The organism is Methylocystis rosea SV97 (genome assembly GCF_000372845.1).
GTDB classification, from domain to species: Bacteria; Pseudomonadota; Alphaproteobacteria; order Rhizobiales; family Beijerinckiaceae; genus Methylocystis; species Methylocystis rosea.
This window is the reverse complement of sequence record NZ_KB889963.1, coordinates 974,128-992,372: the sequence shown is the minus strand read 5'-3', so window position 1 is coordinate 992,372 and position 18,245 is coordinate 974,128. Positions and strand designations below refer to the sequence as shown.

25 protein-coding genes are annotated in these 18,245 nt (G+C 62.1%); 10 read left to right on the top strand and 15 right to left on the bottom strand.

Annotated elements, in window-relative coordinates:
- Nucleotides 1–77 precede the first annotated feature (77 nt).
- Together A3OO_RS0105405 and A3OO_RS0105400 are read left to right on the top strand one after the other, a co-directional pair.
- A complete protein-coding gene (locus tag A3OO_RS0105405) occupies nt 78–1,733 on the top strand; it encodes a SagB/ThcOx family dehydrogenase (protein ID WP_018406814.1) in 1,656 nt (551 codons plus the stop codon).
- Nucleotides 1,730–3,427 (top strand): ATP-binding protein, encoded by a 1,698-nt coding sequence (locus A3OO_RS0105400; protein ID WP_018406813.1) that lies wholly within the window; start codon nt 1,730–1,732, stop codon nt 3,425–3,427. The genes A3OO_RS0105405 and A3OO_RS0105400 overlap by 4 nt, the downstream gene beginning before the upstream one ends.
- 5 nt (nt 3,428–3,432) lie before the next feature.
- Here the strand turns inward: A3OO_RS0105400 and A3OO_RS0105395 are convergent, their stop codons facing one another.
- From A3OO_RS0105395 to A3OO_RS0105385, 3 genes are read right to left on the bottom strand one after another with little or no spacing between them, the layout of a single operon-like run.
- Entirely contained in the window at nt 3,433–3,894 is a 462-nt protein-coding gene (locus A3OO_RS0105395; RefSeq protein ID WP_018406812.1) for a hypothetical protein, read from the bottom strand.
- Nucleotides 3,891–4,109: a type II toxin-antitoxin system HicB family antitoxin gene (locus A3OO_RS0105390; RefSeq protein ID WP_018406811.1), complete on the bottom strand. Its 219-nt coding sequence runs from the start codon at nt 4,107–4,109 to the stop codon at nt 3,891–3,893. The genes A3OO_RS0105395 and A3OO_RS0105390 overlap by 4 nt, the downstream gene beginning before the upstream one ends.
- Nucleotides 4,106–4,348 (bottom strand): hypothetical protein, encoded by a 243-nt coding sequence (locus A3OO_RS0105385; RefSeq protein WP_018406810.1) that lies wholly within the window; start codon nt 4,346–4,348, stop codon nt 4,106–4,108. Before A3OO_RS0105385 ends, A3OO_RS0105390 begins: the two co-directional genes overlap by 4 nt.
- Before the next feature lie 80 nt (nt 4,349–4,428).
- Here A3OO_RS0105385 and A3OO_RS0105380 point away from each other — a divergent pair, with 80 nt between their 5' ends.
- From A3OO_RS0105380 to A3OO_RS0105365, 4 genes are all read left to right on the top strand, one after another.
- Nucleotides 4,429–4,761: a monooxygenase system ferredoxin subunit gene (locus tag A3OO_RS0105380; RefSeq protein ID WP_018406809.1), complete on the top strand. Its 333-nt coding sequence runs from the start codon at nt 4,429–4,431 to the stop codon at nt 4,759–4,761.
- Between the two features lie 55 nt (nt 4,762–4,816).
- A complete protein-coding gene (locus A3OO_RS0105375; RefSeq protein WP_018406808.1) occupies nt 4,817–5,131 on the top strand; it encodes a hypothetical protein in 315 nt (104 codons plus the stop codon).
- A gap of 80 nt (nt 5,132–5,211) precedes the next feature.
- Nucleotides 5,212–6,081, top strand: a complete 870-nt coding sequence (locus tag A3OO_RS0105370; RefSeq protein ID WP_018406807.1) for a xanthine dehydrogenase — start codon at nt 5,212–5,214, stop codon at nt 6,079–6,081.
- An 11-nt stretch (nt 6,082–6,092) separates the two neighbouring features.
- On the top strand, nt 6,093–6,518 hold the full coding sequence (locus tag A3OO_RS0105365; protein ID WP_018406806.1) for a group II truncated hemoglobin: 426 nt from the start codon (nt 6,093–6,095) through the stop codon (nt 6,516–6,518).
- 86 nt (nt 6,519–6,604) lie between these two features.
- Here A3OO_RS0105365 and A3OO_RS0105360 read toward each other — a convergent pair whose 3' ends face one another.
- The 11 genes from A3OO_RS0105360 to nifH form a co-directional block, all read right to left on the bottom strand.
- A complete protein-coding gene (locus A3OO_RS0105360) occupies nt 6,605–7,222 on the bottom strand; it encodes a glutathione S-transferase family protein (RefSeq protein WP_018406805.1) in 618 nt (205 codons plus the stop codon).
- A gap of 39 nt (nt 7,223–7,261) precedes the next feature.
- Nucleotides 7,262–7,558 (bottom strand): ferredoxin family protein, encoded by a 297-nt coding sequence (locus A3OO_RS0105355; protein WP_018406804.1) that lies wholly within the window; start codon nt 7,556–7,558, stop codon nt 7,262–7,264.
- A gap of 35 nt (nt 7,559–7,593) precedes the next feature.
- The gene (locus A3OO_RS0105350; protein ID WP_018406803.1) at nt 7,594–8,901 is read right to left on the bottom strand and encodes an FAD-dependent oxidoreductase; all 1,308 of its coding nucleotides are present in this window, start codon (nt 8,899–8,901) and stop codon (nt 7,594–7,596) included.
- Nucleotides 8,902–8,912: 11 nt separating this feature from the next.
- Complete coding sequence (locus tag A3OO_RS0105345) at nt 8,913–10,016, bottom strand: electron transfer flavoprotein subunit alpha/FixB family protein (RefSeq protein WP_018406802.1); 1,104 nt, start codon at nt 10,014–10,016, stop codon at nt 8,913–8,915.
- Nucleotides 10,017–10,038: 22 nt separating this feature from the next.
- A complete protein-coding gene (locus A3OO_RS0105340) occupies nt 10,039–10,881 on the bottom strand; it encodes an electron transfer flavoprotein subunit beta/FixA family protein (RefSeq protein WP_018406801.1) in 843 nt (280 codons plus the stop codon).
- Nucleotides 10,882–10,910: 29 nt separating this feature from the next.
- Nucleotides 10,911–11,252 (bottom strand): nitrogenase stabilizing/protective protein NifW, encoded by a 342-nt coding sequence (nifW, locus tag A3OO_RS0105335; protein WP_018406800.1) that lies wholly within the window; start codon nt 11,250–11,252, stop codon nt 10,911–10,913.
- The gene (gene cysE, locus A3OO_RS0105330; RefSeq protein WP_051080380.1) at nt 11,249–12,025 is read right to left on the bottom strand and encodes a serine O-acetyltransferase; all 777 of its coding nucleotides are present in this window, start codon (nt 12,023–12,025) and stop codon (nt 11,249–11,251) included. The genes nifW and cysE overlap by 4 nt, the downstream gene beginning before the upstream one ends.
- Nucleotides 12,026–12,051: 26 nt before the next feature.
- Complete coding sequence (nifV, locus tag A3OO_RS0105325; RefSeq protein WP_018406798.1) at nt 12,052–13,251, bottom strand: homocitrate synthase; 1,200 nt, start codon at nt 13,249–13,251, stop codon at nt 12,052–12,054.
- A gap of 83 nt (nt 13,252–13,334) precedes the next feature.
- Nucleotides 13,335–13,655: a HesB/IscA family protein gene (locus A3OO_RS0105320; protein ID WP_018406797.1), complete on the bottom strand. Its 321-nt coding sequence runs from the start codon at nt 13,653–13,655 to the stop codon at nt 13,335–13,337.
- Between the two features lie 137 nt (nt 13,656–13,792).
- A complete protein-coding gene (locus A3OO_RS0105315; protein WP_018406796.1) occupies nt 13,793–14,494 on the bottom strand; it encodes a nitrogen fixation protein NifQ in 702 nt (233 codons plus the stop codon).
- A gap of 72 nt (nt 14,495–14,566) precedes the next feature.
- Entirely contained in the window at nt 14,567–15,454 is an 888-nt protein-coding gene (nifH, locus tag A3OO_RS0105310) for a nitrogenase iron protein (RefSeq protein ID WP_018406756.1), read from the bottom strand.
- Nucleotides 15,455–15,827: 373 nt separating this feature from the next.
- Between nifH and A3OO_RS0105305 the strand changes: the two genes are divergently transcribed.
- The 3 genes from A3OO_RS0105305 to A3OO_RS0105295 are packed head-to-tail and all read left to right on the top strand — an operon-like array spanning nt 15,828 to nt 17,226.
- On the top strand, nt 15,828–16,259 hold the full coding sequence (locus A3OO_RS0105305) for a response regulator (RefSeq protein ID WP_018406795.1): 432 nt from the start codon (nt 15,828–15,830) through the stop codon (nt 16,257–16,259).
- 59 nt (nt 16,260–16,318) lie between these two features.
- Nucleotides 16,319–16,789, top strand: a complete 471-nt coding sequence (locus A3OO_RS0105300; protein WP_018406794.1) for an ankyrin repeat domain-containing protein — start codon at nt 16,319–16,321, stop codon at nt 16,787–16,789.
- The gene (locus A3OO_RS0105295) at nt 16,786–17,226 is read left to right on the top strand and encodes a SufE family protein (protein WP_018406793.1); all 441 of its coding nucleotides are present in this window, start codon (nt 16,786–16,788) and stop codon (nt 17,224–17,226) included. Before A3OO_RS0105300 ends, A3OO_RS0105295 begins: the two co-directional genes overlap by 4 nt.
- A 14-nt stretch (nt 17,227–17,240) precedes the next feature.
- Here A3OO_RS0105295 and A3OO_RS0105290 read toward each other — a convergent pair whose 3' ends face one another.
- Entirely contained in the window at nt 17,241–17,591 is a 351-nt protein-coding gene (locus A3OO_RS0105290; protein WP_018406792.1) for a (2Fe-2S) ferredoxin domain-containing protein, read from the bottom strand.
- A 225-nt stretch (nt 17,592–17,816) separates the two neighbouring features.
- Here A3OO_RS0105290 and A3OO_RS0105285 point away from each other — a divergent pair, with 225 nt between their 5' ends.
- On the top strand, nt 17,817–18,185 hold the full coding sequence (locus A3OO_RS0105285) for an SUF system Fe-S cluster assembly protein (RefSeq protein ID WP_026222715.1): 369 nt from the start codon (nt 17,817–17,819) through the stop codon (nt 18,183–18,185).
- Nucleotides 18,186–18,245 lie beyond the last annotated feature (60 nt).

Genomic DNA, 18,245 nt, shown 5'->3' with positions numbered 1-18,245 from the left:
TCATTGATCTCGTTGGCTATTCTCAACCCACAAAACTGGGCGCCCTTCTTGAATTAAGAAGTCGACGAGGAGGCCGCATGGCTGACGCCGAAACCGAAATTCAGAGCCTGAAAGAACGCCCGCAGGACGCCGACGCTCTGCCAAGCGACATCCGCGGCTATCACCGGCGCACGAAACATGCCCCGACGCGCTATGCGCTTGGGCCGGCCTTTCTCGACTGGACCTCGCAGCCTTCGCCTTTCCGGCGCTTCGACGGCGCGCCGCGGATCGAACTGCCGTTACGCGATCGCGAAGAGACCGCGCCTTTCCCCGGCCCGGCGCTGCGATCCGCGCCGCTCGACCGCATGGCGCTCGGCCTGTTCCTGGAGCTCGGCTTCGGGATCAGCGCCTGGAAAAGTTACGAAGGCTCGACGTGGGCGCTTCGCAACAATCCGTCGTCCGGCAATCTGCATCCGACCGAAACCTATCTCCTCGCCAACGCCGCCGAGGGACTCGGCGAGACCGCCGCGCTTTATCACTACGCGCAGGAAGATCATGCGCTGGAGCGGCGCGCTGATTTTGAAACGCCGCTGGTTCTGCCCGAGGGCGGCTTTCTGCTTGGTCTGAGTTCCGTCCCCTGGCGCGAGAGCTGGAAATATGGCGAGCGGGCGTTTCGCTATTGCCAACTCGATGTCGGCCATGCGATCGGCGCCGCCGCTCAGGCCGCCGCCGCGCTGGGCTGGCGCGCGCATCTTTTGTGCGAACCGGGCGACGCCGACGTCGCGGCGCTGCTCGGACTCGATCGGCCGGACGCTTCTCATCGGCGCGAAGAAGAACATCCTGATGCGCTCTTGTGGATCGCCGCTGATGGGAACGCCCCCCCCGCCATCGACGTCTCCAACCTTGCGCGCGCGCCGCGAACGTGGACGGGCGCGGCCAATCGCTTGAGCGAAGATCACGACGGCTGGCCGCTCGTTGACCGGGCGGCGCGGTTCTGCGTCAAGCCGCACACGCCGACAGTGGAGCCCTTGTCACGGATGGCGCCGAAACCCGCCTTCCCGTTCCCGCTGCCGGACATCGGGCGCGTGGTGCGGCGTCGGCGCAGCGCGCAACGCATGGACGGGATCGCCCGCCTCTCGCAGGAGGCGTTTTGCGCGATGCTGACGTCGACGCTTCCCGGCGCCGAGCCTTGCCTGGCGCCTTACCCCTGGCCGCCGCGCCTGAATCTGCTGCTCTTCGTGCATCGCGTCGAGGGCGTGGAGCCGGGTCTCTATCTGCTGCAGCGCGACGCCGAAACAACGGCGCGGCTGCGCGAGATGTCGGCGCTGGCGTTGCTTTGGACGCCGATCGAGATCGGGCCGCTTAAACTTTTTCGTCTGCGGCGCGGCGCCGTCGAACGCGAGGCGAGCATGAACGCCTGCCGACAGGCGATCGCCGGCAAGGGCTGTTTCGCCGTCGCGATGATCGCCGATTTCGATCGCACGCTTCAGGAGGACGGCGGCTTCGGCTATCGCCGGTTGCACTGGGAGGCCGGCGCGATCGGCCAGGCGCTCTATCTCTGGGCCAGCGCCATCGGCCTCTCCGGCACGGGGATCGGTTGCTTCTTCGACGACGAGATCCACGCGATGCTCGGTCTGTCGCCAGAGCAATACGCCTTTCAGGACGTCTACCACTTCACCGTCGGCGCCGCGCTGGAAGACCCGCGCATGCTGACGCTCCCCGCCTACCCCGAAGAGATGCGCGAGCGAACATGAACATCCAAATCGAAAGACCGCATGTCGAGGCGCTGATTGCGCGCTTTCCCGCCCATTCGGGGCTCTCGTCGCAACTGCGCTTCGGCGACAGAGTTGAACTCGATCTTGCGCATCTCTCCGGCGCCGAATTCGATTTCCTCGAGGAGCTGTATCAGCAATCGGGTCCCGAATTGCGCGCCAGAGCCGCGCAGCTTGCGACGCTGCGCTCGGCGCTGGAGTCGCAGGGCAAGCGCTTCGAAGCCGGCGATCTCGAAGACGTATTGCCGGCGCTGGTCAAATACATGACGACCGACGCGCTACGCGGCTGGCTGTTCACAGCCAGCGTCGCCGCCAAGGCGCTGCCCTATGTCGTGACGCGTTTCGACTATGTGCCGACTTCCAACGACGAGGCCGGCAAGATCCTGGTGGAACTGAAGGCCAACGCCAAGGGCACGCTGCAAACCAATCTCATGCGCATCATGGCGCCCGACATCGTCGGCCAAACAATCAGCGAAATCCTCGCCGCCAAAGGCTTTCTGCGCGAAACGCCGGCCTTGATCGAGGCCTTCGACGCGGCGAGCGAGACCTATTTCGATTGGCGCGGCCGCTATGGCGCGCAATTTTCCGGCAAGGGCTCCGGCTTTCACGCCGAAGACCCCAACGCCACGCATCGCGACACGGACTGGACGCGCAAGGACGTCATCGTGCTCTCGACGAGCGGCGGCGAGGCGCGCCTCGTCAACGACGAGGCGGTGCTCTCGGCGCGCAACCTGACGCTGGAGGCGCCAGGCGACGTGCTCGGGCACTTCCTGCGCAAGGCGGGAAAGAGCAACAATTTCTCCGGCGAGGACGAAATCGCCGAGCTGCGCGAACAAATTCCGCCGGGACTCTTCACGCAAGTTCCCGTGCATCCCTACATTCTGATGTTTCATCTCGATCTGCATCATCACGTCTGGGTGCATGTCGACGAGATGCGGCTATATCGCTATCAGCCCGAATTGAAGAGCAAGCTGGTGCTGCCGGAGGAGCAGACGGATCTCATCGACATTCTGACCGCCGAAATGGACGTGCTGATGGATGACATCGTCCAGGGCAAATCCGGCGGCACCACGGTGCTTTGCGCCGGCCCGCCCGGCGTTGGCAAAACGCTGACGGCGGAAGTCTATTCAGAAATCATCCAGCGTCCCTTGTACCGCGTGCATTCGGGGCAACTGGGCCTCAATGTCGGGACGATGGAGACGGCGCTAAAAGAGATTTTGACGCGCGCTCAGCGCTGGGGAGCGGTGATGCTGATCGACGAGGCGGACGTCTACATCAAGCGCCGCGACGACAACATCGCCATGAACGCCGTCGTCGGCGTTTTCCTGCGCGTGCTCGAATATTTTAATGGTCTGCTCTTCCTGACGACGAACCGCGTCGACGACATCGACGAGGCGATCGTCTCGCGCTGCATCGCGCTGATCAAATACAACCCGCCCGACGCTGACGCGAAGCGCCGGATCTGGCGCGTGATGACCGAGCAATTCGCGCTCAAAGTCGATGACGCGCTCATCGACGACCTCGTCGAGATTTTCCCCGCCGCCACGGGCCGCGACATAAAGGGGTTGGCGAAGCTCACGGCGAAGTTCTGCCACCAGAAGAATGTGCCGCCGAGCGTCGCCGTTTTCCGCCGCTGCGCGATCTTCCGCGGCCTCGACACGGCGCATGCGGCGTAGCAGATTCAGTCGTCGAATCCGCCGGACAGTCGCTCGCGCCAGCGCTCGCGAAAGGCGTTCGCCACATCCGCGCTCGCAAAGACGACCTCGATCGACCATTCCGTGGTGCGCGTGTCGTCGGGCCACGCCCGTTCCGTGCTACGCCAGATGATGTTTGGCCAGTCGGGATTGCGCTGCGGCTTGCCGCTCTCGCGCGACGACGGCCGGCCGACGCGCGCAATCAGCCAATCCATGATCTCCGGCCGAAAGGCGGCGCCAAAGAACAGCCCGTGCCGACCCATGCGGTCGGGCGTGCGAAAGATGCGCTGATTGAGCCAGGCGAAGGCAGGCGGATCAGGATCATTGTGATAGCAACGCAGCGCCAAAAGCCGGAACCCCATCGGAACGGAAAGCGCCGGCACAGCGTTGACGCATCCCGCAGACTCCTGCAGCGCCGCCGTGTCGGAACCATGATTTTCCGTCCTCACGCGCTCTCCCCCCGCGCCTCGGGCGGCGGCCGGTCGACGGCCTTTAGCGCATCGAGCACGGCGATCAGCGCCCGGCGCCCATCCTCCACCGCCTCCGCCTCGGTGCCGCCGACGCCAAAGCAGCCGGGAATCTCTGGATACGACAGCACGTAATAGCCGCCCTCCTCTGGCGGTCCGCGGCCCAGCTCGGTTCGATAGACGGGCGCCTCGCTCATTTGTCTAACTCATCCATGAGGTCCACCATCGCGACGAAGGCCTTCACGTGAACGCTTCTCACCTTCGCCTTCATGGGGATGGCGACGCAATTGGGCACGGAAGGATGCGTGAACACGACATGCGTTCCCGTCACCTTGCGGAACTTGATCGCATATTGCGAGGCGGTGATTTCAAAATCGGCGGGCGTCCAGGCGCCGCCCGGATCATTGCGAAACGCCTCCAAGCGCTTGTTATGCACGGCGTCGCCTCCCGTCGGTCACGGCTCGAATCTTGCTCGCCGTCGATGCAAATTCGCAGCCAGCAGCACGGAGCGCCTTCATGTTTGTTCGCGTCTGCAAGGAAGACACCCTCATGGAGGGCGGAATGCGCGTGGTCATCGCCGACGCGCAACTCATCGTTCTCGCCTGGCCGGAAGACGGCGTCGTAAAGGCGTTTCAGGGAGTCTGTCCGCACACCAACGTTCCCTTGGCGGACGCCGATTTCGATGGGACGACGCTGACCTGTCCGCTGCATTTCTGGTCGTGGGACATGAACAGCGGTCAACCCACCCACGAGCATGCGACGCCGCTCGCCGAATATCCGGTGCGGATCGAAGACGGCGTCGTCTATATCGACGCCGAAGGCGTCGCGCCGATCTTCGCAGAACCCTGAACAACGCTGGTCCGCATATTGCGAGACCGCGATCACGCAAGGAAGGTGGGCGAGCATGGCGGTGGATCTGAAGACCGAGTGGACGAATGAAGATCTCGCCAGGCTGATGGGGTCCGTCGAAGACGACCGCGACTGGCGCCTCGAGGTCAGCGCCGCGGGAGTCGCCGATCTTAGCGACAAGACCGCCAATCCCACCGGCGCCGATTATGACGAGACGCTGCATTGTTTCTTCGAAACCTGGATGCAGGGAACTGATTTCGTCGGCGCCTCGGCCGCCGCCGACAAGACGCTCGTCGGAAAGATCGCGAACGCCTTGCGCGAGAATTATCCCGGACTGAAGGCGGGGAAGTTCGTTTACGTGGCTTTGTAGCGCATTCGGCGACGCAGCGAAGACGCGCGTCGCTTCAGTCGCTGGCGTGCGTCTTGCTTTCGCTGGGGCGCGGGGGGACGATGACACACGTGCGATTCTGCGAATTTCTGTCCAAGCGAAGCGCCCCCTTCGTGATCGTTTTGGGCGCGAATGAGATTGCTTCGGCAGTTGCGGCGCGTCTGACGCGGGAGGGCTACCGCGTCGTGCTCAGTCACGACCCTTACCCGCCGGTCATTCGGCGCGGCATGTCGTTCCACGACGCTCTATTCCAAGATCGCGCCGAGGTCGACGGCATTCAGGGCTACCGCAGCGAGACTGCGCTGGAAATCGTACGGGTGTTGACGGTAACCGGCGTCGTCGCGGTGACCTCGCTGCAACTGACCGATCTCCTCGCGCTCCGCACGCCTGACGTGTTGATCGACGCGCGAATGCAAAAGAACCGCATGACGACCAATCTGCGCAAGATCGCCAATCTCGCCATCGGCCTCGGCCCGCATTTCGCCGCCGGCTTGAACTGCGACATCGCCATCGAGACGCATCCCGACCACGCCGGCGACCTCGTCGAAACCGGCGAAACTCGGCCCAACGACCATGTTCCACGCTATCTTGGCGGCGTTGGCCGCGGCCGTTTCGTTTATTCCGCCCGAGATGGCGTTTGGCGCACGCCGCTCGACGTTGGCGCCAGAATCTTCAAGGATTACCTCCTTGGCCTCCTCGACGGTCACCGCGTCCTTTCGCCGATGGACGGCTTCCTGCGCGGCATTGCGCGCGACGGGGTCGTCGTGCCGCAAAATGTGAAACTCGTCGAGGTCGATCCGCGCGGGCGCGCCTCGACTTGGACAGGCACCGACGAATATGGGCGCGCCATAGCGGACGCGGCCTATCGCGTGATCGCCAAAGCGGCTCACGCACGCCATTGGGCGCGGCCCATTACCGTAAGTTATCACTGAGGCTCGAGTCCGTGACGACGACCACTATCGACTATACCGTATCCATATACGATCGCATCGGCGGCTTCGACACGGTCGACCGGCTCGTCGAAACCTTCTACCGCAACATGGACGAACTACCGGAAGCGCGCGGCATACGCGCCGTTCACGCGGACGATCTTGGACCGACGCGCGCCATTTTGAAGGTGTATCTGGCCGAATGGCTCGGCGGCCCCAAGGATTATTCCGCCAAGAAGGGGCATCCGCGCCTGCGCATGCGGCATGGCCATTTGCGCATCGGTCCGGCCGAGCGCGACGCCTGGATGCTGTGCATCAACGGCGCGCTGGATGCGACGATCGAAGACGTCGGCATACGCGAAAGCCTGCGCGAAAATCTCGCAAAGCTGGCCGATTGGATGCGCAATGATCCGGATAATGCGCATGATAAGCGCCATTGAGCGCGGAGTGGCGCATCCGTCAATGTTGAGGCCGATGCGCTTACGCGCCTCTCATCCGGCCTATCGGCTGAAGCGCGCGCCTCGAATCAGCTGCGATAGCCTTCTTCAGCGAGCACCTGACGCACGGCCGGGCGCGTTTTCATAAGCGCGTAATGCGCCTGGCAATTGCGCGGCAGCGTCATGCCCGTCTTGTCGGCCCAAAACTCCACATAGAACAGCGCCGCGTCGGCGATCGAAAAGCCGCCGGCGACATAGTCCTTGCCCGCAAGTTCCGTATCGATCGCGATCAGCGCCGCCACGACGATTTCGCGTCCTTCGGCCTTGATCGCCTCGACGTCGGCTTGCCGCCCGGCGTAGCGCTCCGGCGTGAACACGCGTCGAAAGCCTTCGCCGTGAATATGCTGAACGCAAAAATGCATCGCGGCCAGCGCCGACTCGCGCGCATCCGCGCTCTCCGGCAGGAGCTTGCGGCGCGGATAGGTCTGCGCAAGCCATAGGGCGATGGAGTAAAAATCTGTCAGCGCGACGCCGTCGTCGCGCAACAGAGTCGGAATCGTCCCATTCGGGTTGATCGCCAGATAGTCCGGCTTGAGGTGATCGCCCTTGACCAGATTGACGATATAAGCCTCGAAAACCAGCCCGATCTCTTCGAGCAGGATGTGTATGCCCGTGGAGCAGGATCCGGGCGTCATGTAGAATTTCATTCCCGGCTCGCCTTGCGCAGCTGATCGGCGTCGATTGATTTAGCCGAATTTGAACAGCACGCCGTAACCGCCGCGCGGATAGTTCCATTCGATGTCGCCGCTCGGCTCGGCGATGATCCGGCACGTGCCGCATTCGACGCAGCCGTCGGTCGTGATCTCGACTTGCCCGGTCGAGTTCATTTCATAGCAGTGCGCCGGACAGACGTTCACCAGACTGAGCAGTTGCGGCGAAGGCGTGGTGTGCGGACGCACCTTGATGTGGGCGCGGCCGGCGTCGACGAGATAGCGATTGAGGTAAAGCTTGTCCTCCACCCGGACCGCTGCTTCTGCGCTCATTGTCCTACTCCGTTGCTAGAGGGCATCGCGCCCAACTACCTCCACGCGCGCGCCAGCCGAAAGGCGTCGCCGACCAGTCCGGTCAGCGAACGCGCCGCCAGGAAGGAGCGGAACGTGGTCTTCTCTTTTTCCCGCTTCGGCGTGCCGTCGACGCGCAGGAAATTCGTCATCGCCTTCGAGACAAGCTGCGGATAGGTCAGGAAGAAGTTCTGCGCCTGAATGTGAAGCAGATCCGGCATGTCGCGATATTTCTTCAAATCCTTCATGACGAAGGACTCGTCGAGCATCTTCTTGTAGAGCGCCAGATTCTCCTTCGTCATCGGATCGCGGCGCGATTTGATTTGGAAGATCGCTTCCGCGGCGATCCGTCCGGAGGTCATCGCCAGATTTGAGCCTTCGCGATGTATGGCGTTGTTCAACTGCGCGGCGTCGCCAACGACGACCCAGCCGTCGCCATAAAGCTGTGGGATCGCCTTGAAGCCGCCTTCGGGGATCAGATGCGCGGCGTATTCCTTGACTTCCGAGCCTGCGATGAGCGCCGCCACCGATGGATGCTGCTTGAACTTTTCCAACAGTCCGTACGGCGTCTGTCCCGTTTTCTCGAAGTCCGCGACGAGACAGCCGATGCCAAGCGAGATCGACTCCTTGTTGGTGTAAATGAAGCCCATCCCGGTCATGCCTTGCGAGATGGTGCCGACCGCCTCGATGACCGCGCCTTCGTCGCCGCGCAGATTGAAGCGGGCTTCCAGAGTTTCCTGCGGGAGGAAGTGCATTTCCTTCACCGCCAGAGCGACATTACTCTTGTCGGGCGTCTTGCGCAGGCCGGCTCTTGTGCCGAGCAGCCCGCTCACGCCTTCCGCCAGCACGACGACATCAGCGCCGACCTGTCCGTTCTTGCGGTCCGTGCGCACGCCGATGACTTTTCCATAGGCGTCCTGCAGCAACTCCAGGACCGTGGTTTCGCACAGCACGACCGCGCCGGCCTCCTGAACCTTCTTGGAGAACCATTTGTCGAATTGCGCGCGGATGATCGTGTAGCGGTTGGGACGCTCCTCGTTGAATTCGTCCGAGCGATAATGGAGTCCCGTATGGGAGTTGTCGTCCATCATCCAAAAGCGCTGCTCGACGAGATGACGCTCAAGCGGCGCGTCCTCACGGAAATCCGGGACAAGCTTCTCGAGCATGTCGGAATAGAGGATCGCGCCCTGCACATTCTTGGAGCCGGAATATTCGCCGCGCTCCAACTGCAGGACTTTGAGGCCCTTGCGCGCCAGGGTCAGGGCGGCGGCGTTGCCGGCCATGCCGGCGCCAACTACGATCGCGTCGAATCTTTCTTCGATCATGCCTATCTCCCCTAGCTCGCTAGACGGTCGCGCTGATGCGGAGACAATCGTTTCGAGAACGCTTCCGTGAGTGCAGGCAAAAGCCGTACCGCGTCGGTGACGATTCCAACATGCGCGAAATCGAAGATTGGCGCATTCTTGTCGGTGTTGATCGCGACGATGTAATCCGCGCCCTCGACGCCGACGCGATGCTGGATCGCGCCGGAAATGCCCGCGGCGATATAAAGCTTGGGTCGGATGGTCTTACCAGTCTGGCCGATTTGCCGGTCAGAGCTGACCCATCCCTTTTGCACCAGCGGGCGCGAACAGCCGAATTCCGCGCCGATCGTGCTCGCCAGCTGACGGATGAGCTGGAAGTTTTCCGGAGAGCCGAGGCCGAGGCCGCCCGCGACGACCACGTCGGCGAAAGCCAGGTTGGACTTTGTCGAATCGCGATCGGGCAGAAACGACAATACTTTCGTGACAATGTCGTCTTCCACAAGGCCGAGCGGATGTTCGATCACGCGGCCGATCGGCTTTTCGACGCGCTCCGGCATCGGCATCACGCGCGGGCGCACGGTCGCCATCTGCGGGCGATAGTTCAGCGTGAAGATCGTGCAGAGCAGCGAGCCGCCAAACGTCGGACGCGTCGCGGCGAGCGAACCTTCCGCATCGACGTCGAGTTCCGTACAATCGGCGGTGAGACCGGTCAGCAGCGTCGTCGCCACCGAGCCGGCAAGATCGCGACCCAAAATCGTCGCGCCCAGCAGCAGGATTTCCGGCTGATAGGCGTTGACGAGATCGGTCATCGCCTTGGTGTAGCTCTCATTGCGGTAATCCGTGAGGATGTCGTCCGCGACAAGATAGGCGAGATCTGCGCCATAGTTGAAGCTTTCGCGCACGACCGCCTGCGTCGCCTCGTTGCGCGCGCCGACGACGACCGCGGCGAGATTGACGCCGAGCTTATCGGCGAGAATCCGCCCCGCGCCCATGAGCTCCCAAGACACGGGGTGCGCTTGTCCCCGCTCCTGCTCGATGAAGACCCAGACGTGTTTGTAGGCTTTGAGATGTTCGGGCAGCTCTTTTTTCGCCGCCGCGCGCCCCGCCGCAGCAGGAGCCTTTGCCGTATCGTTCATGTGTCGCGCTCCTGTTTCAAGATCAATAACCGCGCGTCAATTGTTCGAGCTCGGATTCCAGTTTCGGCCGGCGCTTGAACAATTCGTCGACGAAGGCGTCCCCCGGCTTGTCGCCGAGTTCAATGAACTGGGCCTTTTCCGCACGCGGCTTCGGCGCGAAGACGCGCTTGACGATCGTCGGCGAACCGCGCAGTCCGCATTTGGTGATGTCCTCGACGCCGGCGTCCTGCGCGCTCCATTTGATGATCGTCGCGCGCGCCGCCGCCAACGCGTCGCTCAGCGAACCAATGCGCATCTCGTTGACGCCTTCGAGGACGGAAATCAGGCAGGGCATCTTACTGCGCAGTTTCTGAACGCCGCCTTCGCTGCGCCGCTCGACGTCGATCGTTCCCGCCTCAAGGTCGACGTTGTCGATATGCGAGACATAAGTGAGCTGCATCAGCCCGAGCCGCTTGGCGACGCCGGGGCCGACCTGCGCGGTGTCGCCGTCGATCGTCTGCTTGCCGGTGAAGACGACGTGAGGCGGACCAAACTCCACGCCGATCTTGCGGATCGCCGTCGCCAGCGCATATGTCGTCGCGAGCGTGTCGGCGCCGGCGAAGAAGCGGTCGGTCAACAGCACCGCGCGATCGGCGCCAAAGGTCAGCGCCTTGCGCAGACTGTCCTCGGCGGAAGGCGGACCCATGGTGAGGATGGTGACCGCGCCGCCGAATTTTTGGCGCAGCCGCAACGCTTCTTCGATCGCGAACAGATCATATGGATTGATGATCGTCGGAACGCCCTGGCGCATGATCGTGTTGGTCACCGGGTGAACGCGGATCTGCGCCGAGTCGGGCACTTGCTTCATGCAGACGACGATATGCATTCGAGTTGTCCCCGTTGATCCTTAAGCGTTCACTTCAGAACGTTGAGCTGCACCAATGACGGCGGCGCCGCCGGCTTGACGGCGTCTTTGTGAACTTTGAACAGGCGCTCGTCGATCGGCGTCGATTTCAGGAAGTCTTGATAGGCGCGCTCCAAAAAATCCTTGCAGCGCTCAGTCACCGCCGCGTCGTCCAGCTCGGCTAGATCCTCGCTGAAGAGATATTGTCCCATGCGCCGCAGAATATGCAGGCGCGCGACATTGACCACTTTCGGATCATATTCGACGCCAAGCAGCGAGAAGAACTCTTCGGCGCAGGACGCCTTTTTCAATTGCTCCAGAACGGCGGGCTCCGACATTTTGGTCTCCTTCATGTGATTTCCGCCGGCTCCGCCTTTGGCGCGGCGCCATCAGGGGCCTTGATGGTCGATTGTCGTTCCCGCAGACGCCTTTGCAGATGCGATACGCGCGTCTCCAAGAACTCGACGCGATCGAGCAGGACCGAGAATGCCTCACCGACCGGATCCGGCATCAGATGGTGATTGAGGTTGATGCGGCCATCGAATGTGCAACGGCCGACGTCGCGGTGCACGATCTTCGCCGGGATTCCGACCACCGTCGCGTCGCGCATCACACTTTCGATCACGACGGAATTGGCGCCGACACGCGCATTGCGGCCGATCGTGATCGGACCGAGAATCTTTGCGCCGGCGCCGACGATGACTTCGTCCTCGAGAGTCGGATGGCGCTTGCCCGGCGACCAGGAGACGCCGCCGAGCGTCACGCCGTGATAGAGCGTCACGTCGTCGCCGACGACCGCCGTCTCGCCGATGACGACGCCGGCGCCATGGTCGATAAAAAAGCGTCGGCCAATCGTCGCGCCGGGATGAATGTCCACATTGGTCAGAAAGCGCGCGAACCAGGAGAGCAGGCGCGCCCAGAAGCGATGATCACTGATCCACAGCCAATTGGCGAGGCGGTGCCAGATGACGGCGTGCAGCCCGGGATATGTCAGCAGCGTCTCGAAACGTCCGCGGGCGGCGGGATCGCGCGTCGCCACGCACGCCAGATCCTCGCGGATCAGTTGCAACCGCGTCGGCGCAGGCGCCGCAGTCGCTGCCTTGGGCTGCGCTGCCTGGTTCGTCATCGTGGCGACTCGTTCGAGCATGACGCTCACATGCCTCTCGCATGAGTGCTCGCGCAGACATTGCGCCAGATCGAAGTCAAGGCTTCGCCGCTGACCGGTCCCTTGTGATCAAGCGCATGTGCGCGCACGCAGGAGACGATCTCGCCGAGCTCCTCGACGCTGACCGACAGATCCAGTCGCCGCAGCATCGCGGTGACGGCCGCTGAACCGGAATGTTTGCCGATCACGATCTCATGCGCGCGGCCGAGCATGCTCGGATCGAAGGCTTCATAGGTACGCGGGTCCTTGAGCAGACCGTCGACGTGAATGCCGGATTCATGTGTGAAGACGTGCTCGCCGACGATGGATTTGTTGAGCGGGATCGGCCGGCGCGCCGCTGCGGAGACGAGCGCCGCGACGTTCCGCAATTCGGTGAGCACAATGCCGGTTTCATATCCGTGCAACTGACGCGCCGCCACCGCGACTTCTTCGAGCGGCGCATTGCCGGCGCGCTCTCCGAGACCCATCACGGTGACCGAAGCATGCGTCGCGCCTGCCTTGATGCCCGCCAGGGTATTGGCGGTGGCGAGGCCCAGATCGTCGTGACAGTGGATTTCGATTTCGAGATCGCTCTGCGCGCGCAGTTTAGCGATCAGATCGAACGCGGCGAAAGGATCAAGCACGCTCAACGTATCGGCGACCCGGAATCGGCGAGCGCCGGCGGCTTGCGCGACCGCCATCGTCTCCATCAGGAATTCGGGTTCGGCCCGCGAAGAGTCTTCGCCGCCGACCGCGACGTCGAGACCCTTGTCGCGCGCGTAAGCGACGACGCGCCGCGTCATCTCCAGCGCCTGGGCGCGCCCGCCGCGCAATTTCGCTCTGATTTGAGTCTCGGAGACGGGCACAGAGAGATTGACCATGGAGACGCCCGACGCCAGCGCCGCATCGACGTCCTCGACGCGCATCCGGCACCAGGCGATCGCGCGCAACGGCAATTGGACGTCGACGATCGCTCGAATCATCGCGATCTCCACGCCGCCCATCGCCGGCGTTCCGGCCTCGAGTTCAGTAACGCCGGCGCGCGCCAAGGCGCGTGCGATTTCGAGTTTTTCTTCGCAGGTGAAAGCGACGCCCGGGGCCTGTTCGCCGTCCCGAAGCGTGGTGTCGTTCAACACCACATCCAGCGCTCTTTGCGTCAGCGAAGCGACGGGAGGAAGCGAACTCTTTCGGGGCGCATATGTCGTCATCGACTCATACGAACGCTCGAGGCGCCCGCTTCCATGCAACCAAGGAACAACCGCACAAACGCTTCACACATCCGGGCTCTCCTTCAGTTGAAGGATTTTTGACAGCCGCAGGTGGAGCTTGCGTTGGGATTCTCAAAGGTGAATCCGGATCCGGCGAGATCCTGGCGAAAGCCGAGCGTCATGCCTTCAAGGCGCGGACGCGAGGCCGGATCAATCAGCACGCGTATGCCGTCCGCCTCGACGACGATGTCGTCGTTTTTCTGCTGCGGATCGAGATCGACGACATACTCGTAGCCGGCGCAGCCGCCTTCCTTGACCAGAATGCGCAGACCACCCTCTCGTTGAGAGGCCCGCGCCATCGCATCCTTTACCGCGGCGACGGCTGCCTGCGAGACCGTGATCATACTGGAGCCTCCGAGATGAACTTGCCTATGCCTGTATCAAGCAATCGACATGCCATCCCCAGTGCGGGCAAAAACCGCCAGTCCGACCAGCAAATTGTGAGATTGTCGAAAACTCGACAAAAGTTGTTCGAATGAACTTACACTGTCTGTTCGGCGGGCGTCGCGGGCGCTTGCGCCGCCGATGCGACGCGGCTCGTCCCGGTTTCCGCGCCATAGCAGAGCGCGTAATCGGCGCAGTTCGAGCACACGGGCGTGCTGCACATGACGAAACCGTCGTTCTCGCACATCATGCGGTAGATGAACCGCTTCCAGCGCATGTTCTTGTCGTTGCGTCGGGCGAGCGGCGCGAAATGGCGCGCGATTAGCCGCGTCAATTCGGATCTGTCGCGAAGACCGAGGTCCTCCCACAGATGGTTGGGTTCCATGGCGCGGCGCGCGATCATGGCGGCGAGCCAGCGTCCTAATTCGCCATCGCTGGAGCGATTCTCGAGAAGGAGATCCCGCACGATTTCTATTTCGTCCGCGTCGACGAGACTCGTCTCGCGGTCGCCGGAGGATTCGATGCTTCGCGCAGCGAAGTAGTGAGAAAAGAGATCACCGAGTTCAGTGTCCGTCAGACCGGCTTGCGCCGCGAGACTTCCGCCCTCGCTCGACGCTAAGGCGAGGATCGACGCCAGAACGTGGCGGTCGAAATGCGCATCGGCGTCGATATTCGCCGCTTCGGGCAAAACGCCAGTCAGCTCGCGATAGGCGCTCTCAGCGTCACGAACGCCTGGCCCGTTCTCCGTCGCCGTGGATACGGCGCCGCCGCTCTCGATATTGGGGAAGGCGTGCACCATCACGTCACGCTCCGCTGACAACATAACGTCGACCTCCCGCGTGCGGGAGGTCGACGCTCATGCGTTGACGGGTTAGGCGATCGCCTGGAGTTCGGCTGCGGTCTTGCCGATCTGGCTCTCATCGACCGCCTTCATGATGCCGTGCTCCATCAGCATGTCTTCGAGCTCGTCCATCGTGATCGGCGTCGGAATGATGCCCTTGCCCTGGTTGGCGTGGATCTTCACCGCAAGATTGCGGTAATGATTCGCCTGCTCGGACTGCGGCGCATATTCCAGAACCGTCATGCGGCGCAGCTCCGCGTGCTGCACGATATTGTCGCGCGGCACGAAGTAGATCAGCGTCGTGCCGAGCTTCTTCGCCAGAGCTTCCGCAAGCTCGAGCTCCTTGTCGGTCTGACGCTCGTTGCAGACCAGACCGCCCAAGCGCACGCCGCCGGAATTGGCATATTTCAAAATGCCCTTGGAGATGTTGTTGCCGGCATACATCGCCATCATCTCGCCGGACATGACGATGTAGATTTCCTGCGCCTTGTTCTCGCGGATCGGCATGGCGAAGCCGCCGCAGACCACGTCGCCGAGCACGTCGTAGGACACATAGTCGATGTCTTCGTACGCGCCGTTTTCCTCGAGGAAGTTGATCGAGGTGATGACGCCGCGGCCCGCGCAGCCAACTCCAGGCTCCGGTCCGCCCGACTCGACGCAACGAATGTTGAGATAGCCGACCTTCATCACTTCTTCGATTTCGAGATCCTCGACGCTGCCTGCATTGGCGGCGAGGCTCAGGATGGTGTCCTGCGCCTTGGCGTGCAGGATGAGGCGCGTCGAGTCAGCCTTCGGATCGCAGCCGACGATCAAAATGCGATGACCCATCTCAGCCAGAGCGGCGAGCGTGTTCTGGGACGTCGTCGACTTGCCGATGCCCCCTTTGCCATAAAATGCGATTTGCCGTAGTGACGACATGTCTGTCTCCTCTTGAGCCCTTCGACAGCTACCCAGAGTTACTGGGCAGTTCCTATGCATCAGAAACTGGTCGCGGGTTAAGGGAAGGAACACATCGCTCGGCGTAACGTAGGCGTGCGTTCAGCCCTCACTCGCGCTCAACTGTTAGCAACCGTCATGCCAGTGCGGCAATTGTTGCTAGTCGATTGTTTTCTTGTGATTTGATCAATCGATGAGCGCAGCCCACATCGGCCGCTTATGTGAGGGAAGCCGACAGTCACGACATTTGTTGTGAACAGAACATCGCACGCCGTCGTTGATCCCCGACATTTGGAACAGAGCTTGCTTCATTATATCCGCACGGCATTTAGCGGCGTATTCGAAAGGAGCAGGGATGCAGATTGGCGTCGAAACCGCGAAGGCGGTCGATCAACGGCGGGTGTTCGTCCTCGACGAAGACGAGATCGTGCGCGCCGCGCTCCAGTTCATGCTGCACGACGAGATCGAGACCCATGAAATCGCCAGCATCCAAGAAGCCTATGAAAAGGGCGTCGGCTGGCTGAAGCCCGATGTCGTTCTGCTCGGGGCTTCTTTTCTAAAGAGCAATGGCGTCTCGGTCCTTAAGGAATTGGCGGAGCGTTTCGCCGGCGTGCGCATATTAATCGTCTGCGATAAAGCCGACGAGGCGCTCGCGGTCGACGCCATGAAACACGGCGCGCATGGAATATTAGTGAAACCGCTGAAGATCGAGAATGTGCGGCAGAAGGTTGACACTGTCCTCGGGCGCGGCGGCGCCAAGCCGCTCGTGCAGTTGGGGCTACTTTAAATTCAATAAACGCCGACGTCTCGTCGGCGCTGCGATGGAGCGACGGCATCACCCCGCAGTTGACGCAATGGTTGACGACGCAAGGCTTTCCGGCGAAAGGCGTGACCGCCGTCGGCGCCGACGGCCTCACGCCGCTTCTTCGAGCGGCGGCAGAGGCGAACGTCGAGGCGTTGCGCGAAATCATTGCTGAGGGCGGGGATCTCGACGCCCTGACGCGCGACGGCAACAACGCGGTTTGGTTGGCGTGCAAGCAGGACAGCGTGGAGGCCATCGACTTGCTCTCCGCCGCCGGGGCCAACCTTCACCATCGCAATCCCGACGGCTCGACGGCGCTGATCTATGCGGCGTCGGCGGGCAAGACTGCGGTCGTGACGCTCTTGCTGGCGCTTGGCGCAGATCCCCTGGAAGAGAACGTCGATGGATTTTCGGCGCTTGATCTGGCGTCTAACGTCGAATGCCTCCAAGTCTTGCGCGTCGCGTCGCGCCAGCGCCGCGAGCGGCTCAAAGCTGAAGGAATGGTCGAAACATGACGACGATCGACGACATCATCGAAAATTTCTCCCTGCTCGACGATTGGGAGGACCGCTACCGCTATGTCATCGAGCTCGGCAAAATGCTCGAGCCGCTTCCCGATGCGTTGAAGAACGATCAGAATAAAGTCTCGGGCTGCGCCAGCCAAGTCTGGCTGGCGACGACGATTTCCGACGCTAACGGCGGCGAACCGGCGTTGATGATCCGCGGCGACAGCGACGCGCATATTGTCCGCGGCCTCGTTGCAATCTTGCTGGCGCTCTGCTCCGGCAAGACCGGCGCGGAAATCTTGAAGGCGGATCCTGTCGCGCTATTCGAGCGTCTTGGCCTACGCGAACATCTGACGCCGCAGCGCTCCAACGGTTTCAAGTCGATGGTGGGACGCATCCACGCGGAGGCGCGCGAGTTGCTCGCGGCCTCCAGCGCGGTGTCTTGAATGCTCGGCAATGCTCAGCGCGACAAGATCATCACCAGGCGGTCGACGCGTTTGCCGCCTTTGAGATGCGAGTCGTAAATCTCGTCAATGTCTTCGGCCGTCGTCGGCCGATACCAGACGCCCTCGGGGTAAACCACCATCAGGGGCCCCGCCGAGCAAAAGCCCATGCACCCCGCGGAGGTGAAACCGATCTCACCGCCGCCGTCCGCTTCGACGCGCTTGCCGAGCCGATCCCAAAGCGGCTGCGCGCCGAGCGAGCCGCAGCTGCCGCGCGGATGGTTCGGCGGCCGCTGCGTGAAACAAGCAAAGACATGTCGCTTGTAAAGTTGAGGTAGCTCAAATTCTTCTTCAGGCGCTTCCGACATACTGTACCGAGCCTTTGTGAGGATTGTAACACGGCGCTCTGTGAGAAATGCGCTTCGTAAACGAAGGCGCTCAACCATGACGCCGCGGACCGTGGACGTGGAATGATTGCAAATTTCAGTCCAGCCTCAGCAAAGATGAATGGCGCCTTACTTGCTGGTCGACTACGAGCAGTGGAGAATTCGACTCTCGCCATGCAGGATACTCAGATGGAACCACGAAGCGACATGACACAGGTCTCGGAGCCGAACAGTCGCGGCGGCCGCACCGATTCCTCGCCCGAGGCGCAAGCGCTCTATGAAGAAGTCGTCCTTGCGCTGCGGACCGTGTTCGACCCGGAAATTCCGGTGAACATATACGATCTGGGACTAATCTATCGCATCGACGTTATCGATCGACGCGATATCGACATCGACATGACGTTGACGGCGCCAGGTTGCCCCGTCGCCGGCGAAATGGTCGGGATGACGAAGAAGGCTGTCGACGCGGTCGATGGAGTCGCGAGCGTAAAAATCAATCTCGTGTTCGATCCGCCGTGGCATCAGAGCATGATGAGCGACGAAGCCAAGCTGGAACTGGGATTTTTCGACTCCTAAGTCGAGAGTCGCTTGCCTAAACGTTGAACGATGCGTCGCGTCATGCAGGCATGATATTCG

Excerpts from the sequence above, each read along its gene's own strand:
- A3OO_RS0105375 (WP_018406808.1), top strand. The coding sequence starts at position 4,817 with ATGGCGGTGGATCTGAAGACCGAGTGGACGAATGAAGATCTCGCCAGG.
- A3OO_RS0105345 (WP_018406802.1), bottom strand. The coding sequence starts at position 10,016 with ATGAACGATACGGCAAAGGCTCCTGCTGCGGCGGGGCGCGCGGCGGCG.
- A3OO_RS0105290 (WP_018406792.1), bottom strand. The coding sequence starts at position 17,591 with ATGTCGGAAGCGCCTGAAGAAGAATTTGAGCTACCTCAACTTTACAAG.
- A3OO_RS0105405 (WP_018406814.1), top strand. The coding sequence starts at position 78 with ATGGCTGACGCCGAAACCGAAATTCAGAGCCTGAAAGAACGCCCGCAG.
- nifH (WP_018406756.1), bottom strand. The coding sequence starts at position 15,454 with ATGTCGTCACTACGGCAAATCGCATTTTATGGCAAAGGGGGCATCGGC.
- A3OO_RS0105340 (WP_018406801.1), bottom strand. The coding sequence starts at position 10,881 with ATGCATATCGTCGTCTGCATGAAGCAAGTGCCCGACTCGGCGCAGATC.
- nifV (WP_018406798.1), bottom strand. The coding sequence starts at position 13,251 with ATGACGACATATGCGCCCCGAAAGAGTTCGCTTCCTCCCGTCGCTTCG.
- A3OO_RS0105400 (WP_018406813.1), top strand. The coding sequence starts at position 1,730 with ATGAACATCCAAATCGAAAGACCGCATGTCGAGGCGCTGATTGCGCGC.
- A3OO_RS0105350 (WP_018406803.1), bottom strand. The coding sequence starts at position 8,901 with ATGATCGAAGAAAGATTCGACGCGATCGTAGTTGGCGCCGGCATGGCC.
- A3OO_RS0105390 (WP_018406811.1), bottom strand. The coding sequence starts at position 4,109 with ATGAGCGAGGCGCCCGTCTATCGAACCGAGCTGGGCCGCGGACCGCCA.
- A3OO_RS0105295 (WP_018406793.1), top strand. The coding sequence starts at position 16,786 with ATGACGACGATCGACGACATCATCGAAAATTTCTCCCTGCTCGACGAT.
- A3OO_RS0105305 (WP_018406795.1), top strand. The coding sequence starts at position 15,828 with ATGCAGATTGGCGTCGAAACCGCGAAGGCGGTCGATCAACGGCGGGTG.
- cysE (WP_051080380.1), bottom strand. The coding sequence starts at position 12,025 with ATGACGAACCAGGCAGCGCAGCCCAAGGCAGCGACTGCGGCGCCTGCG.
- A3OO_RS0105370 (WP_018406807.1), top strand. The coding sequence starts at position 5,212 with ATGACACACGTGCGATTCTGCGAATTTCTGTCCAAGCGAAGCGCCCCC.
- A3OO_RS0105380 (WP_018406809.1), top strand. The coding sequence starts at position 4,429 with ATGTTTGTTCGCGTCTGCAAGGAAGACACCCTCATGGAGGGCGGAATG.
- A3OO_RS0105360 (WP_018406805.1), bottom strand. The coding sequence starts at position 7,222 with ATGAAATTCTACATGACGCCCGGATCCTGCTCCACGGGCATACACATC.
- A3OO_RS0105320 (WP_018406797.1), bottom strand. The coding sequence starts at position 13,655 with ATGATCACGGTCTCGCAGGCAGCCGTCGCCGCGGTAAAGGATGCGATG.
- A3OO_RS0105315 (WP_018406796.1), bottom strand. The coding sequence starts at position 14,494 with ATGGTGCACGCCTTCCCCAATATCGAGAGCGGCGGCGCCGTATCCACG.
- A3OO_RS0105355 (WP_018406804.1), bottom strand. The coding sequence starts at position 7,558 with ATGAGCGCAGAAGCAGCGGTCCGGGTGGAGGACAAGCTTTACCTCAAT.
- nifW (WP_018406800.1), bottom strand. The coding sequence starts at position 11,252 with ATGAAGGAGACCAAAATGTCGGAGCCCGCCGTTCTGGAGCAATTGAAA.
- A3OO_RS0105285 (WP_026222715.1), top strand. The coding sequence starts at position 17,817 with ATGACACAGGTCTCGGAGCCGAACAGTCGCGGCGGCCGCACCGATTCC.